This window comes from Ralstonia sp. 24A2 (genome assembly GCF_051783885.1).
Taxonomy (GTDB): domain Bacteria; phylum Pseudomonadota; class Gammaproteobacteria; order Burkholderiales; family Burkholderiaceae; genus Ralstonia.
The window spans coordinates 2,492,051-2,506,373 of the sequence record NZ_JBPVZD010000002.1 but is presented as its reverse complement, the minus strand read 5'-3'; the positions used below and the strand labels follow the sequence as shown (position 1 = coordinate 2,506,373).

The 14,323-nt window shown below is 63.9% G+C and carries 12 protein-coding genes; 6 read left to right on the top strand and 6 right to left on the bottom strand.

Annotated features, from left to right (window positions below; all coding sequences use genetic code 11):
- Positions 1-9: 9 nt before the first annotated feature.
- On the bottom strand, positions 10-3,441 hold the full coding sequence (gene mfd / locus ACS13N_RS16535) for a transcription-repair coupling factor (protein WP_438932641.1): 3,432 nt from the start codon (positions 3,439-3,441) through the stop codon (positions 10-12).
- Positions 3,442-3,616: 175 nt separating this feature from the next.
- On the opposite strand from mfd, the gene ispD reads away from it, so the two are divergent.
- Together ispD and ispF are read left to right on the top strand one after the other, a co-directional pair.
- On the top strand, positions 3,617-4,378 hold the full coding sequence (gene ispD / locus ACS13N_RS16530) for a 2-C-methyl-D-erythritol 4-phosphate cytidylyltransferase (protein ID WP_438932640.1): 762 nt from the start codon (positions 3,617-3,619) through the stop codon (positions 4,376-4,378).
- Positions 4,375-4,881, top strand: coding sequence for a 2-C-methyl-D-erythritol 2,4-cyclodiphosphate synthase (gene ispF / locus ACS13N_RS16525; RefSeq protein WP_438932639.1), 507 nt, complete (start codon positions 4,375-4,377; stop codon positions 4,879-4,881). Before ispD ends, ispF begins: the two co-directional genes overlap by 4 nt.
- Positions 4,882-4,953: 72 nt before the next feature.
- On the opposite strand, the gene ACS13N_RS16520 is transcribed toward ispF, so the two are convergent.
- The 4 genes from ACS13N_RS16520 to ompR form a co-directional block, all read right to left on the bottom strand.
- Entirely contained in the window at positions 4,954-5,472 is a 519-nt protein-coding gene (locus tag ACS13N_RS16520) for a carboxymuconolactone decarboxylase family protein (RefSeq protein ID WP_438932638.1), read from the bottom strand.
- 79 nt (positions 5,473-5,551) lie between these two features.
- Positions 5,552-6,100 carry a peroxiredoxin gene (locus tag ACS13N_RS16515; RefSeq protein WP_438932637.1) on the bottom strand — a complete coding sequence of 183 codons (549 nt, stop codon included), beginning with the start codon at positions 6,098-6,100 and terminating at the stop codon, positions 5,552-5,554.
- A gap of 283 nt (positions 6,101-6,383) precedes the next feature.
- Positions 6,384-7,745, bottom strand: coding sequence for an ATP-binding protein (locus ACS13N_RS16510; RefSeq protein ID WP_438932636.1), 1,362 nt, complete (start codon positions 7,743-7,745; stop codon positions 6,384-6,386).
- Positions 7,746-7,779: 34 nt separating this feature from the next.
- Positions 7,780-8,502: an osmolarity response regulator transcription factor OmpR gene (gene ompR, locus ACS13N_RS16505; protein WP_004627064.1), complete on the bottom strand. Its 723-nt coding sequence runs from the start codon at positions 8,500-8,502 to the stop codon at positions 7,780-7,782.
- A gap of 190 nt (positions 8,503-8,692) precedes the next feature.
- On the opposite strand from ompR, the gene ACS13N_RS16500 reads away from it, so the two are divergent.
- The 3 genes from ACS13N_RS16500 (at position 8,693) to ACS13N_RS16490 (ending at position 12,067) form a co-directional block, all read left to right on the top strand.
- Positions 8,693-9,163, top strand: coding sequence for a hypothetical protein (locus ACS13N_RS16500; RefSeq protein ID WP_438932635.1), 471 nt, complete (start codon positions 8,693-8,695; stop codon positions 9,161-9,163).
- Between the two features lie 68 nt (positions 9,164-9,231).
- Positions 9,232-10,848, top strand: a complete 1,617-nt coding sequence (locus ACS13N_RS16495; protein WP_438932634.1) for a DUF1800 domain-containing protein — start codon at positions 9,232-9,234, stop codon at positions 10,846-10,848.
- 25 nt (positions 10,849-10,873) lie between these two features.
- Positions 10,874-12,067, top strand: a complete 1,194-nt coding sequence (locus ACS13N_RS16490) for a DUF1501 domain-containing protein (RefSeq protein WP_438932633.1) — start codon at positions 10,874-10,876, stop codon at positions 12,065-12,067.
- Here ACS13N_RS16490 and hpnD read toward each other — a convergent pair whose 3' ends face one another.
- Positions 12,068-12,952: a presqualene diphosphate synthase HpnD gene (gene hpnD / locus ACS13N_RS16485; RefSeq protein ID WP_438932632.1), complete on the bottom strand. Its 885-nt coding sequence runs from the start codon at positions 12,950-12,952 to the stop codon at positions 12,068-12,070. It lies immediately after the preceding gene.
- A 144-nt stretch (positions 12,953-13,096) separates the two neighbouring features.
- On the opposite strand from hpnD, the gene ACS13N_RS16480 reads away from it, so the two are divergent.
- The gene (locus tag ACS13N_RS16480) at positions 13,097-14,314 is read left to right on the top strand and encodes an efflux RND transporter periplasmic adaptor subunit (protein WP_438932631.1); all 1,218 of its coding nucleotides are present in this window, start codon (positions 13,097-13,099) and stop codon (positions 14,312-14,314) included.
- Positions 14,315-14,323: the final 9 nt, after the last annotated feature.

Here is a 14,323-nt window from a genome sequence, read left to right as displayed (position 1 = left end):
GCTAGCGCATCAGCTCAATTGCCGCATGGCGTGGCGAATCGTCTGCGCCAGCGCGGCCGTCTCGGCCGGGATGTTCTCGATACGCAGACGATCCTGCCCGGCCAGCTTGATCTGCCGGTTTTTCTGCACGAGGTCGATGATCTTGATCGCATCCACCGGCGGGTTGGGTACGAAGTGCAGCGTGACCGCTTCCGCGCCCTTGTCGATCTTGCGGATGCCAAGCGGCACTGCCGCAATGCGCAGGCGGTGCGTCTCGATGAGCGATTGCGCCTGCGGCGGCAGCTTGCCGAAGCGGTCGATCAGCTCTTCCTGGATGTTATCGATGGTCTCGCCGCTCTCGCAGTTGGCCAGGCGCTTGTACAGCGACAGGCGCTCCTGCACATCGCCGCAATAGTCCTGCGGCAGCAGGGCGGGCGTGCCGAGGTTGATCTCGGTGGTGGCGGCTAGCGGCGCCATCAGGTCGGGTTCCTTGCCGGCCTTGAGCGACTTCACCGCCTGGTTGAGCATGTCGGTGTAGAGCTGGAAGCCGATCTCGGAGATTTCGCCCGACTGCTTGTCGCCCAGCACCTCGCCCGCGCCGCGGATTTCCAGATCGTGCATCGCCAGGTAGAAGCCCGAACCCAGTTCTTCCATCTGTTGAATGGCTTCGAGCCGGCGCTGCGCCTGCTTGGTGAGGCCGTCCAAATCGTGCGCCAGGAGATACGCATAGGCCTGGTGGTGCGAGCGCCCGACGCGGCCGCGCAACTGGTGCAACTGCGCCAGCCCGAACTTGTCGGCACGGTGGATCAGAATCGTGTTGGCGGTGGGCACGTCGATGCCGGTTTCGATAATCGTCGTGCACAGCAGGATGTTGGCGCGCTGGGCCACAAAATCGCGCATCACGCGTTCCAGCTCGCGCTCGTGCATTTGCCCGTGGGCGACCACCACGCGCGCTTCCGGAATCAACTCTTCCAGCTTGGCTCGCTTGTTCTCGATGGTCTCGACCTCGTTGTGCAGGAAGTAGACCTGGCCGCCGCGTTTCAACTCCCGCAGGATGGCCTCGCGCAGCACACCGTCTTCTTCGCGGCGCAGGAAGGTCTTGATCGCCAGGCGCTTCTGCGGCGCGGTGGCAATGACCGAGAAATCGCGCAGGCCTTCCAGCGCCATGCCCAACGTACGCGGGATCGGCGTGGCGGTGAGCGTGAGCACGTCCACCTCGGCGCGCAGCGTCTTGAGCGCTTCCTTCTGGCGCACACCAAAGCGGTGTTCCTCGTCGATGATGACGAGTCCCAGTCGGTCGAATTTAACGTCCGGCGACAGCAGCTTGTGCGTGCCGATCACGATGTCGATGGTGCCGGCGTTGATGGCCTCGATGGCGCCGTCGATTTCCTTCTTGTTCTTGAAGCGCGAGATCTCGGCAATGCGCACGGGCCAGTCGGCAAAGCGGTCGACCAGCGTCTGGTAGTGCTGCTCGGCCAGCAGCGTGGTCGGCGCGAGAATGGCCACCTGCTTGCCGCCCATCACCGCCACGAAGGCGGCGCGGAGGGCGACTTCCGTCTTGCCGAAGCCAACGTCGCCGCAGACGAGGCGGTCCATCGGCTTGCCCGAGGTCATGTCGGCGATGACGGCGGCAATGGCTGCGGCCTGGTCGGGCGTTTCCTCAAAGCCGAAGCTCTCGGCAAACTTAACGTAGTCCTCCGGCGTGAGCGGGAAGGCAAAGCCCTGGCGCAGCGCGCGGCGGGCGTACAGGTTCAGCAGTTCGGCCGCCGTGTCGCGAATCTGCTGCGCAGCCTTACGCTTGGCCTTTTCCCACTGGCCGGAGCCGAGCGAATGCAGCGGTGCAGTCTCCGGATCAGCGCCGGAATAGCGCGAGATCACATGCAACTGGTGCACCGGCACGTAGAGCTTGTTGCCCTTGTCGTAGTCGAGGTGAAGGAATTCCTCCTCGCCGTTGCCCATGTCTATGGAGATGAGCCCTTGATAGCGGCCGATGCCATGTTCGCTGTGCACCACTGGGTCGCCGATCTTCAGTTCGGCCAGGTCGCGCACCATGGCGTCGACGGCGGTGGCCTGTTCCTGCTTGCGGCGGCCGGCGCGGCGCGTGGTCTGCGCGTACAGCTCGGCTTCGGTGATGATGGCGATGCGTTCGTCACCGAGGATGAAGCCCTGGTACAGCGGCGCCACGCCCAGCACGAACTTGGCGTCGCCACTCATCAGGTCGGCATAGTCGGCCACGCCTTCGGGGTGCAGGCCACTGGCGGCGAGCATCTGCGCGAGCGTCTCGCGGCGGCCGGCGGATTCTGCGCAGATCATTACGCGGCAGTTGCCGCGCATCAGGAACGATTCGAGGTTGACCAGCGGATCTTCTGCGCGACGGTTCACTGCCACGTTGGGCAGCGGTAGCGAGAGCGGCGCATCGCCGGGTTCGGCGCGCAACACTAGGCGTGCGTGCGGCTTGGCGGCCACGAAGAACGCTTCTTCATCCAGATACAGCGCGGCGGGCTCCAGCAGCGGCCGCTCGCGGTCGTGGCGCATGAAGTTGTAGCGCTGCGTGGTGTCGGCCCAGAAGCGGCGTACCGCACCTTCGATGTCGCCGACGAAGGCGAGGTGCGTGGTGCCTGGCAGGTAGTCGAACAGCGTGGCGGTCTCTTCAAAGAACAGCGGCAGGTAGTACTCAATGCCGGCTGAGGGCACGCCGTTGCCGATGTCCTTATAGATGGGCGAGCGCGTTGGGTCGCCTTCAAACACCTCGCGCCAGCGGCCGCGGAAGGCGGTGCGCGAGGCCTCGTCCATCGGAAACTCGCGGCCCGGCAGCAGGCGCACTTCGTTCACGGGGTAGAGGCTGCGCTGCGTGTCGGGGTCGAACGAGCGGATGGTCTCGATCTCGTCGCCGAACAGGTCGAGCCGATACGGCAGCGGCGAGCCCATCGGGAACAGGTCGATCAGGCCGCCGCGCACAGAGTATTCGCCGGGGCGCATGACGGCGCTGACATGCTCGTAGCCTGCCAGCGTGAATTGCGCCTTGAGAGCAGCCTCATCCAGCTTTTCGCCTTTCTTGAAGAAGAACGTGTAGGCGGCCAGGAATGACGGCGGGGCCACGCGTTGCAAGGCGGTCGACGCCGGCACCAGCAGGATGTCGCACGCGCCGTTCTGCAGGTCATGCAGCGTCGCCAGCCGCTCGGAGATCAAGTCCTGGTGCGGCGAGAAGTTGTCGTACGGCAGCGTTTCCCAGTCCGGCAGCAGTTTCACGCGCGCCTGCGGGGCGAACCAGCGCAGTTCTTCGGCCAGGCGCTGGGCATCGACAGCGTTGGCGCAGACCACCGCCAGCATCGGCACGGCGGCGCGATGTTGCTCCAGGTAACGTGCGAGCAGCAGGGCATCTGCCGCGCCTTGCAGGCCGCTGAAGACGAAGCGCGCCCCCGGTTTGACGGCGGGCAGGGCAGAAAGCGAGAAATCGGACATGGGAGACGTCGGGTTCTTGTAGGACCGGTCGGCAAGACAAAGCACGACACCCCGCCGGCATTTGCAGGCGGGGTGTCGTGACGTTGGCCGCTATTATAAAATCCGCGCGAATTACATGCTGGTGACGGCTCAAAAACCGTGCAAACGCCGCATTCACGCTCATCTCCTGCATTCCATGTCCGAACCTTCCCGCCCAAGCCGACGCCGTTTTGCGCTGATTCCCTCAGCCGGCACTGGCTCGCGCGCCGGCGGCGATTTGCCCAAGCAATATCAGGCGGTCGCCGGACGGCCGATGTTGTGGCACACCGCACAAGCCTTTCTGGGAAGCCCCGAGATTGATTCCGTGTTGATCGTGACGACGCCGGGCGCACAACCGCTCGTACAGCGTTTTCCCGATGGCGGTTTCGATGCACCCAAGCTGGTCGAAGTGGATTGCGGCGGGGATTCGCGCCACGCGTCGGTCACGCATGGGTTGGCAGCGTTGCGCGGGATGGGTGCGCACGACGACGATTGGGTGCTCGTGCACGATGCGGCGCGCCCAGGTCTGACACCGGAGCTGATCGCCCGCCTGATCGCCGCTGTAGAGGCTGAGGGCTCGCAAGCTGTTGGTGGCATCCTCGCGCTGCCCGTGGCCGATACGCTCAAGCGTGCGGATGCTGCGCAGCACATCGACGCCACCGTGCAGCGAGATGGCTTGTGGCAAGCGCAGACGCCGCAGATGTTCCCGCTTGGCCTGCTGGAACGTGCGTTGCGTGATGCGCTCACGCAGCACCGTATCGTCACAGATGAGGCCAGCGCCATCGAGGCCGCAGGCCACAAACCGTTGCTGGTGCCCGGCGCGCTGCGCAACTTCAAGGTGACGTATCCCGACGATTTCGCGTTGGCCGAGGCCATCCTCGCGCAAAGCGCACAACCCAATGAGGCACCACAAGCATGAACTGGATAGACATCCGCATTGGCCAGGGCTACGACGTACACGCGCTGGTGGAGGGCCGCAAGCTGATCCTCGGCGGCGTGGATATTCCCCACACGCGCGGGCTGCTCGGCCACTCCGATGCCGATGCATTGCTGCACGCCATTACTGACGCGTTGTTCGGCGCCGCTGGCCTGGGCGATATCGGCCGGCACTTCCCCGACACTGATCCGGCCTTTGCCGGCGCCGATAGCCGCGTGCTGCTGCGTGAAGCCGTGCAGCGCGTGCGCAAAGCCGGCTATGCCGTGGGCAACGTTGACGCCACCGTCATCGCGCAAAAACCGAAGCTCGCCCCGCACGTGCCGGGCATGGTTTCCAACCTGGCGGAAGACCTCGGCATTGCGCCCGAGCGCTGCAACGTCAAGGCCAAGACCAATGAGAAGCTTGGCTTCGAGGGCAAGGAAGAGGGCATTGTCGCGCAGGCCATTGTGTTGATCTATCGCGCGGAAGGCGCCGATCAAGACTGAAGTGCCTCTTGACGAAAAACGGCAGCCCGGATTGCTCCGGCGCTGCCGTTTTCGTTTGTGGAGCGTGATGGTCTATTCGGACGCAATCACAATGGCTGTCGCGTTGATGACCGAAGCGATGCGCCCAACGTCGCGCAATTGCTGTGTGCTCATGCCCATCTCCCTGAGCAGCTTGTAGTGTGAGCTCACGCAGAAGTGGCATTTGCCGACGATGGACGCTGCCAGGGCGTACATTTCAAAGCGCCGTCTGTCGATGCCGCCGTGGCTGCTGTAAGCGTTCATGCGGAGTTCGGCGCGCTGCGTTTTCAGGTCGGCGTCGTCGGCCATCTCAACAAACGGATACCACGTGTTGTTCATGCCCATCAGCGCGGCGGCTGTAAGCACGCCGGTCGTTTCCTCGGGCGACAGCACGCCGGCATTGCGAATCACTTCAACCAGCACCTTGCTCTTGGCGGCAAAGGCTGCCGCCAGCGCCACGCCCACCGCATCGGTCCCTTCGAGCGAAGACCGCGCAATGGTGCCGTCCACGTTCAGGCGGATGTCCTTGGCGTAGTCGGGTATCAAGCCTTTGATCGTCTGCAGGAATTCCATCGGGTTCTCCTATCAACGGTGCCTGAAAAAATAAGGCCCGCGCAAGGCGGGCTTCGACTCGGCAAACCTCGCGCGGCGATTACAGCGTAGCGCCGCCAACCGCACGGTTGCACGGGCACAGCTCGTCGGTCTGCAGACCGTCAAGAATGCGCAGCACTTCGTCCGGGTTGCGGCCCACGTTCAGGTTGTTGACCGATACGTGCTGGATCACGTTGTCCGGGTCGACGATGAACGTTGCGCGCAATGCAACGCCGGCCTCGTGTTCGCGCACGCCGAGTTGGTCGACCAGCGCGCCGGTCGTGTCGGCAAAGGACCACTGGTTGAGCTTGTCGAGGTCTTTGTGCTCGCGGCGCCATGCGAGCTTGACGAATTCATTGTCGGTCGAGCCGCCGAGCACGACAGTGTCGCGGTCATCGAAGTCGCCATTGAGCTTGGCAAAGGCAACAATCTCGGTCGGGCACACGAAGGTGAAATCCTTCGGATAGAAGTAGATGACTTTCCACTTGCCCGGGAACGAGGTCTCGGTGATGTCTTCGAATGCCGACTGGCCGTTTTCCTCGTGATGGTTGAATCCCGGCTTCACGCCGACGACCTTGAACGGTTCGAGCTTGTCACCAATGGTTTTCATGAGCTTCTCCTGAGGTTGTGCAGCAGGGGGAACAGGGCTTGCAAACGCAAACTCGCCACCCGTCCAGCAAGGGGGGAAGGAGGGCGGGCAGAGAGGCGAAGAATGCAACTGCGGCGGATGCGCAGCCTAGCGGCTGCAGTATGGTCGACGATGTTGAAACCGGCTAATTGATTGTCTCAACGTCGGCCATAGCCGATGAGGGCGCTGGACATGCCGACGCGTCGACCTTAGTCGTTGCAAATGACAGTTGTAGGAAGCAGGGCATGTGCCTGGGCGGCACAGATCAGGTGCGGATGTAGCAGGCGCTGACAACCAGTCCGGTTTCGGGTGGGGTGCGGTTTTCGAGCACCAGCCGGCCGCCACCACGCTGCAGAATGCGATTGACGATCGACATGCCGAGCCCGGCGCCCTTGGCCTCACTGCGCGCCGATTCCAGTCGATAGAACGGGCGCGTGAGCAGTGCAAGCTGATCGGCCGGCACACCGGCACCGCGGTCGGCCACGCACAGCACGACTTCGTTGTTTTGCAGCAGGGTGCTGACCGTGATGTCGGCGCGGCCAGTACCGGGCGTCTTGCCGTAGCGGCGCGCGTTCTCGATCAGGTTGTCGAGAATGCGCTGCGTCTCCATGCGGTTGCAGCGGGCGATGGCTTCCGGTGCGAGCTTGAGCGTGAGGTCGATGTCGTCGTGCGCCGAATACACCGGTGCCGTGTCGCGTACCAGTTCGGTCAGATCCACGTCTTCCTGCATCTCGCTGGAAGGGCGTGCGTAGTCGAGGAACTGGCCGATGATGGCGTCCATCTGCTCGATGTCGGCCACCATCAGCTCGCGCGTTTGCTCGTCGACGGGGCTCATCTCCGTTTCCAGGCGCAGGCGCGTAAGCGGCGTGCGTAGGTCGTGCGAGATACCGGCCAGCATGACGGCGCGATCGGCCTCAAGCTGCTTGAGGTCGCGCACCATCTGGTTGAAGCTGTGATTCGCCTGCGCCACTTCTGTGCCGCCAGCTTCGGGCAGTGATTTCGGGTCGTCGCCCGCACTGATGGCGCGCGCCGTATCGGCCAGGCGCTTGAGCGGCTGGTTCACGCGTGACGTAATGAACGCCGCGCCCAGCACCGACAGCACCAGTGCCGCCATCGACCACCACAGCCACTGTAGCCCCGGCACGTGCTCGAAACGGTCCGGGCTGATGGCGACCCAGTAATCGTCGCCTTCGATCTGGAAGCTCACCCATACGCCCGGAATATCGTTGACCGCCGTGGCGATCACCGTTTCGACACCCAGCCGGTTGCGAATCTCCTGTTGGACGAGCTGTGTCAGGTAAGGGTTGGTGTGCGGCTCGCGGTACTCGTCCTCCTTCTCGCGCGGATAGACCTTGATGCCTTCGTTCTGCACGAGGTCCAGCAACAGGAAGCGCCGGCGTGCCGGGTCGGAGTACAGCAGCGCCGCCCGCGTGAGCTTAACCACGCTGACCACCTGCATGGCGATCTGCTGTGCGCGCGGCTCGCGCTCAAAAATGCGGAAGCTCTGGAACCAGACGCCCAGCGAGATCGCGATCAGGAGGGCGATCAGCATGAAGGTTCGCCAGAACAGCGAACCGAACACACTGATCAACAGACGCCGCAGCGCGGCCGGACGCGGAATGCGCAAGTCGGATGCGGATGAGAGGGGTTACTTGGCGCCCTTACTTGGCACCATCAGGAATGAACACGTAGCCCAGGCCCCAGACCGTCTGGATGAAGCGCGGGTTACTGGCGTCGGGCTCGATCAGCTTGCGCAGGCGGGAGATCTGCACGTCGAGGCTGCGGTCGAAGACTTCGTATTCGCGGCCGCGTGCCATTTCCATCAACTTTTCACGCGATAGGGGTTGGCGCGGATGGCGCGCGAACACCTTGAGCACGGAGAATTCGCCCGTCGTGAGCGTGATCTCTTCGTCGTTCTTCTTGAGCGTGCGCGTGGCCAGGTTCAGCACGAAATCGCCAAAGGCGAAGGTTTCGGGCGTTTCCGACGGTGCACCGGGAATCTCGGCCGGGCCACGGCGGCGCAGCACCGCATGGATGCGTGCGATCAGCTCGCGCGGGTTGAAGGGCTTGGGCAGATAATCATCGGCGCCCATTTCCAGGCCGACAATGCGATCCACGTCTTCGCCCTTGGCGGTGAGCATGATAATGGGCGTCTGATCATTTGCGCCGCGCAGGCGCCGGCAGATCGACAGGCCATCTTCGCCCGGCATCATGAGGTCGAGCACGAGCAGGTCGAAGCGCTCGCGCAGCCAGAGTTTGTTCATGGCCGTGGCGTTTTCCGCCACCAGCACGGTGAAGCCCTGTTCCCCGAGGTAACGGCGCAGCAGATCGCGCAGGCGGGGATCGTCGTCGACGACGAGAATCTTTTGACCAGAATTTTCCATGGCGCTAATGGTAACGACAAAAACACAGGCCCAAGGGAGTTCAGACGGCGGTAGAACCCCAATTGAAACAGACGGTTACATTATTTACCGGGCCACGCGAACAGTCTGTAGGACGCACGGCTACACTGCCTTGGCGGTTCCTCAGTTGGGGTCAAAATGTGCTGACCCCCGCAAAGGGGGCTGGCGTGCAATGCGGTTGCCTGATATCGATTGTCGCGCAATGATGCATGGCGCATCGGTTTCCAGCAACATGGACGTGGCTTCTCTCTCTCTTTTGACGGATCGATCAGCAAGTTTCCGGCGGCGCTTGGCGCTGACGGCGTGGGCTGCCGCCCTGTGCCTGGCGTATCTGCCGGCGCAGGCGCGCGGGCCGCACAATGCGCCACCCGGTGGATTCGGTGGTGGAAACGGGTTCGGCCGATTCAATGGCGGCGGCTTCTTCGAGGCTGCCGCGCCGCACAAGGGCGGGAATCAGGGCGGAGGACGCGGTAACGAGGCAGATGAACGCCGTCGCCGCGCCGCCGCCATGGAAAACCGCCGAGCTGAGAACGAAGGCCGGTCAGGGTCACCCCCGCAGCGCAAGCTGTCACCCGAGGAACGCAAGCAGTTGCGTCAGAACATCTATGACGTCACGCGGGACATCTATCACCGTGGCGGCTAGGTAGGAGCCGAGGAACGGCGCACAGTCGCTGCCCCGGCAAGGCATCAGGGTCGACTCGGGGGACCGACATGCGAGTACGTGGCACGATATTTCTGGCGCTGGCAGCCGCTGGCGTCCTTTCACTTCCGCCCGCGCAGGCGGCGACGCAGGACAAACCGCATCGCCACAGCACGCATGCCAAGGCACCCGCTGCCGACGAGCAGCGCCTGGACCGCGAAGACGCGCGCTATTTCCTCACCCGTATCGGTTTTTCGCCGTCTGAGAGCGAACTGGATACGTACGCCGGATTGACGCACCGCGAGGCCATCGACCGTGTGCTGGCGCAGACCGGCACGGTTGCCACTACGCCGCCGCCGGCGTGGGTCAACGAACCGATCATCCCCTACAACAAGCTGCCCGACGAAGATGCCCGCAAGGCCGCTCGCCAGAAGAACGCTGCGCACGAGCTGGAACTGCGTGCCTGGTGGATGGGCGAGATGATCAAGACACCGTCGCCGCTGACCGAGCGCATGACGCTGTTCTGGCACAACCACTTCGTGTCCAGCTCGCAGAAGGTGCCGTTTGCGCAGTTGATGTACAGGCAGAACGTGCTGCTGCGCCAGGACGCGGTCGGCAACTTCGGCACGATGCTGCACGCCATCGGCAAAGACCCGGCGATGCTGATCTACCTGGATGGCGCCGAGAGCCGCAAGGGCAAGCCCAACGAGAACTTCGCCCGCGAGGTGATGGAGTTGTTCACGCTGGGTGAGGGCCATTACACCGAGCAGGACATTAAAGAGGCGGCGCGCGCCTACACGGGCTGGAGCATCGACCGTGAGCACGACTTCGCCTACCTCTGGCGCCCTCAGATTCACGACACCGGCGTGAAGACCGTATTCGGCCAGAGCGGCGACTACGACGGCGATCAGATGCTCGACATCCTGCTGTCCCGCCCGGAGACGGCCACCTTTGTCGTGACCAAGCTGTGGCGTGAGTTCGTCTCGCCTGATCCAGATACGGCGCAGGTGCAGCGCGTGGCCGATGCGTTCCGCTCAAGCAGGTACGACATCAAGGTTGCCCTGCGCGAGCTGTTCATGGCGCCAGCCTTCTGGGCGCCGCAGACGCGCGCGACGCTGGTGAAGTCGCCCGTGGAAATGATTGTCGGCACGCTCAAGCAATTCAATGTGCAGTACTCCGACCCGACCCCGTTCGCGATCAAGTCTGCGCAGCTCGGGCAGAACCTGTTGGCGCCGCCCAACGTGAAGGGCTGGCCGGGTGGCGATGCGTGGATCAACTCGACGACGCTGCTTGGGCGCAAGCAGTTTCTGGACCAGCTGTTCCGTTCGACCGAAATGAAGGCGCCGCCGCAGCAAGCTCAGCAGCAGAAGCCCGGCGTGATGATGGCTGCGATGCGTGCGGATCTGAAGGAGGGCGGCACCGTGCAGGGCCTGGGTCAGGCGCTCAAGGGCATGGGGCAGGAGGGCCGTTTCAAGCTGGCGCAGTCGCAGACCATGGTGTCGTTCAATTCGGCCAAGTGGCTGGCCCAGTTCGGGGCGGATGGGGATGATCCGCCGCAACTCGGGCCGCGCATCTCGATCCAGCGTGCTGTGCTGCCGATCGAGCCGACCGCGCCCATTCCCGTCAAGCTGGCCGGTACTGCGTATCTGCGCACGCTGATGATGGACCCGGCCTACCAATTGAAGTAACGCCATCTCTGCAGGAGCACACATCATGGAACGTCGCGATTTTCTGAAGGCAGGCGCCATGCTCGGCATGGGTGGTGCGATGCCGGGCATCGTTTTCGCGCAAGGGCAGCGAGATCAGGGCGGGCGCAAGGGCTACGGCAACCTGCTGATCCTGATTGAGCTCAAGGGCGGCAACGATGGTTTGAACACTGTCGTGCCGTACACAAGCGAGCAGTACTACACGCTGCGCCCGCGCATTGCCATCAAGCGTGAGCAGGTGCTGCAGCTGGATGACCGCTACGGTCTGCACCCGTCTCTGCAGGCGATGATGCCGCTGTGGCAGGCGGGTGAGCTGTCAGTGGTGCAGGGGTTGTCGTATCCGCAGCCGAATCTCTCGCACTTCCGTTCGATCGAGATCTGGGACACGGCTTCGCGTTCGGATCAATATCTGCGCGAAGGCTGGCTGACACGTGCGTTTGCTGCGCGGCCGGTGCCGGCATCGTTCGGTGCGGATGGCGTGATCATTGGCACTGCGGATCTCGGCCCGCTCGACGGCGGCTCCCGAGCCGTGGCGCTGGCCAATCCGGACGCCTTCCTCAACGAAGCCAAGCTGGCGATGCCGTCTCACGCCATGGGCAATGCCACCCTTGAGCACGTGCTGAAGGTCGAGGCGGATATCGTTAAGGCTGCCGACGGGTTGCGTCCGAAGGCGGGCAAGTTTGCGTTCCAGACGCACTTTCCGGATGGCGGCTTCGGCAATTCGATCAAGGCAGCGATGCAGGTGGTGGCCGCGCCCGGGCATGGCGGGGCCGATGTGGCTGTGGTGTGCCTGTCGCTGGGCAGCTTTGATACGCACACCAACCAGCAGGGCACGCAGGCGAACCTGCTGAAGCAGTTGGGCGATGGCATTGCCTCGCTCAAGAGCGCGCTCACGGAGCTGGGCCGCTGGAATGACGCGCTCATCGTCACGTATTCCGAATTTGGCCGCCGCCCGCGCGAGAACCTGAACAACGGTACGGACCACGGCACCGCTGCCGCGCATTTCGTGGCGGGCGGTCGTGTGAAGGGCGGGCTGGCCGGCCAGGGGCCGATACTGGAGCGCTTGGATGGCGGCGGCAATCTCGACCCATCGGTCGATTTCCGCTCGCTCTACGCGACGGTGCTGGAGCGCTGGTGGGGCATGGATTCGCAGTCGGTGCTGGCCGGCAGGTTTGCACCGCTGGATCTGATCAAGACCTGATCAACTGCGGATTTGCGTCTTCCACGCCAACCACAGCTTGCGCAGCGGCGTCAGGTCGGTGCGCTGCGTGAGCACCTGGAAGCCGTCGGCCTCCACCTCGTCGAGCAGGCGCATGGCCAGCACGCCGCGGATCAGCGCTGAGCGCTGGGCGCGGCGATCTTCGGCCGGCAATGCGGCCAGCGCTTCTTTGTAGGTGGTGCGGGCGCGTTCGGCCTGGAACGCCATCAACGGCTTGAAGCCATCCGCATAGCGGCGGTTGAACAGATCCGCCGCTGGCACATTGAAGCGCTGCAGTTCATCCACGGGGACGTAGACGCGGTTGTGGCGCACGTCTTCGCCCAGGTTGCGGATGAAGTGGACCAGTTGCTCGGCCAGCGACAACAGCCGCCCGAACTCCAGCGTGCGCGCATGCGTGTGGCCGGCAATGCGCGCAGCCAATCGGCCCGCCACACCGGCCACCTGATCGCCATGGCGACGCAGGTTGGGCCAATCCAGATAACGGTTTTGCATGGCATCGGCTTCTACGCCGGCCAGCAGTTCTCCCAAGTGCACCGCGCCAATGTCATAGGCGGATAGATGCGGTTGCAGCGCCTTGGTAGCGGGGTGATCGGGGCGGCCTTCAAACAGCCTAGCAAGCTCCTGGCGCCACCATTGCAGCTTTGACTGCACGACGGCCGGGTCGGTTGCGTCGCGCACGGCGTCTTCCAGTTCACGGCGTACGGCTTCCAGCGCGATGGTCGCGCGACGGCGCTCGGGTGTCAGAAACAATACGCTGTAGTACAGGTCGCTGCCGGGCGGGGCGGCCTTGTCGGCGCAGTAGTCGTCGGGGGTCACGGAAGGGGCCGTCGCAGTGGACGCGCGGTGGGAAATAGGCAGGGCGGCCATTCTACATGGCGCTGCAGTGCAGCATGTGAGAGGCCGCTGCCGGGCGGCCAGCAATAAAAGTCAATCAGACAGCGCCGTGTCGTTGACCCTGCGCATTGCCGTGGGTATATTACTGACCGGTCAGTTATTTACTGAGAGCGTGTCATGCCCGCTGTGCCTGCGATGTACCCGTCGTACCCGCATTCCGACTCCACCGGTTCTTTCGACACGCTTGCGCTGTCGCGAGGGCGCTCTTGGTCTCTGGCCGTATCAACGGTCTTGCTGACCGGCGCAGCGCTGTTGGCTGGCTGCAGCAAAGAGCAGCCCAAGGCGCCTGAAGTCCGCCCCGTACGCACCCTGACGGTCACAAGCGAGCAGGGGGCCGGCACGGCAGAATTTTCCGGTGACGTGCGTCCGCGCATTGAGTCGCGCCTGGGCTTCCGCGTGCCGGGCAAGATCACTGCACGATTGGTCGATGTGGGCGCCACGGTGAAGAAAGGCCAAGTCCTGGCGCGCCTCGACCCGACGGATCTGGCGCTGGCGCAGCAATCGGCCCAGGCTCAACTGTCTGGCGCAAAGACCGACCGCGATCTGGCCGCCGCCGACCTCAAACGTTATTCCGAGCTGTTCACCAAGGGCTTCATCAGCGCCGCTGAACAGCAACGCCATCAAGCCAACTACGACGGCGCACAGGCTCGTTACGAGCAGGCAGCAGCGGGCTATCGCAATCAATCCAACCAAGCCGCCTATGCCACGCTCGAAGCCGATGCGGACGGTGTGGTGACGGGTGTCGATGCTGAGGTCGGGCAAGTGGTGTCTGCCGGCCAGCCCGTTGTGCGCGTGGCGCAGACGGCCGAGAAGGAAGTCGTGGTCGGCATTCCTGAAGACCAGGTGGACACACTGCGCAAATCGCCGGATGTGAGCGTCAAGCTGTGGGCGGACCAGTCGCGCAGCATTCCGGGCAAGGTGCGCGAGATTGCGCCGGCAGCCGATCCGCTCACGCGCACATACACCGTGAAGATTTCGGTACCGAACCCGCCGCCTGAACTGAAGCTTGGCATGACGGCGGTGGCCAGGTTCGTGCGCCCCGGCGGTGGAGCAGGCAGTGGTGGCATGGGCGTGCGTGTGCCGATCAGTGCGCTGCTGCAGGAGCAGGGCAAGAACGTGGTGTGGCTGTATGACGCCACATCGCAGACGGTCAAGCCCGTGCCGGTGACGGTGGGCGAGCCGCGCGACAACGTGCTGCTGGTCACCAGCGGCCTGGCGCCGGGCCAGACCATCGTGACCGCTGGCGTGCATCTGCTTAAGGCCGGCCAGAAGGTGATGCCGATGGCCCCGGCAGATCAGCCGTCGGCCCAGTCCGCCATCACGCCGCGCCGGTAAGCCACAACC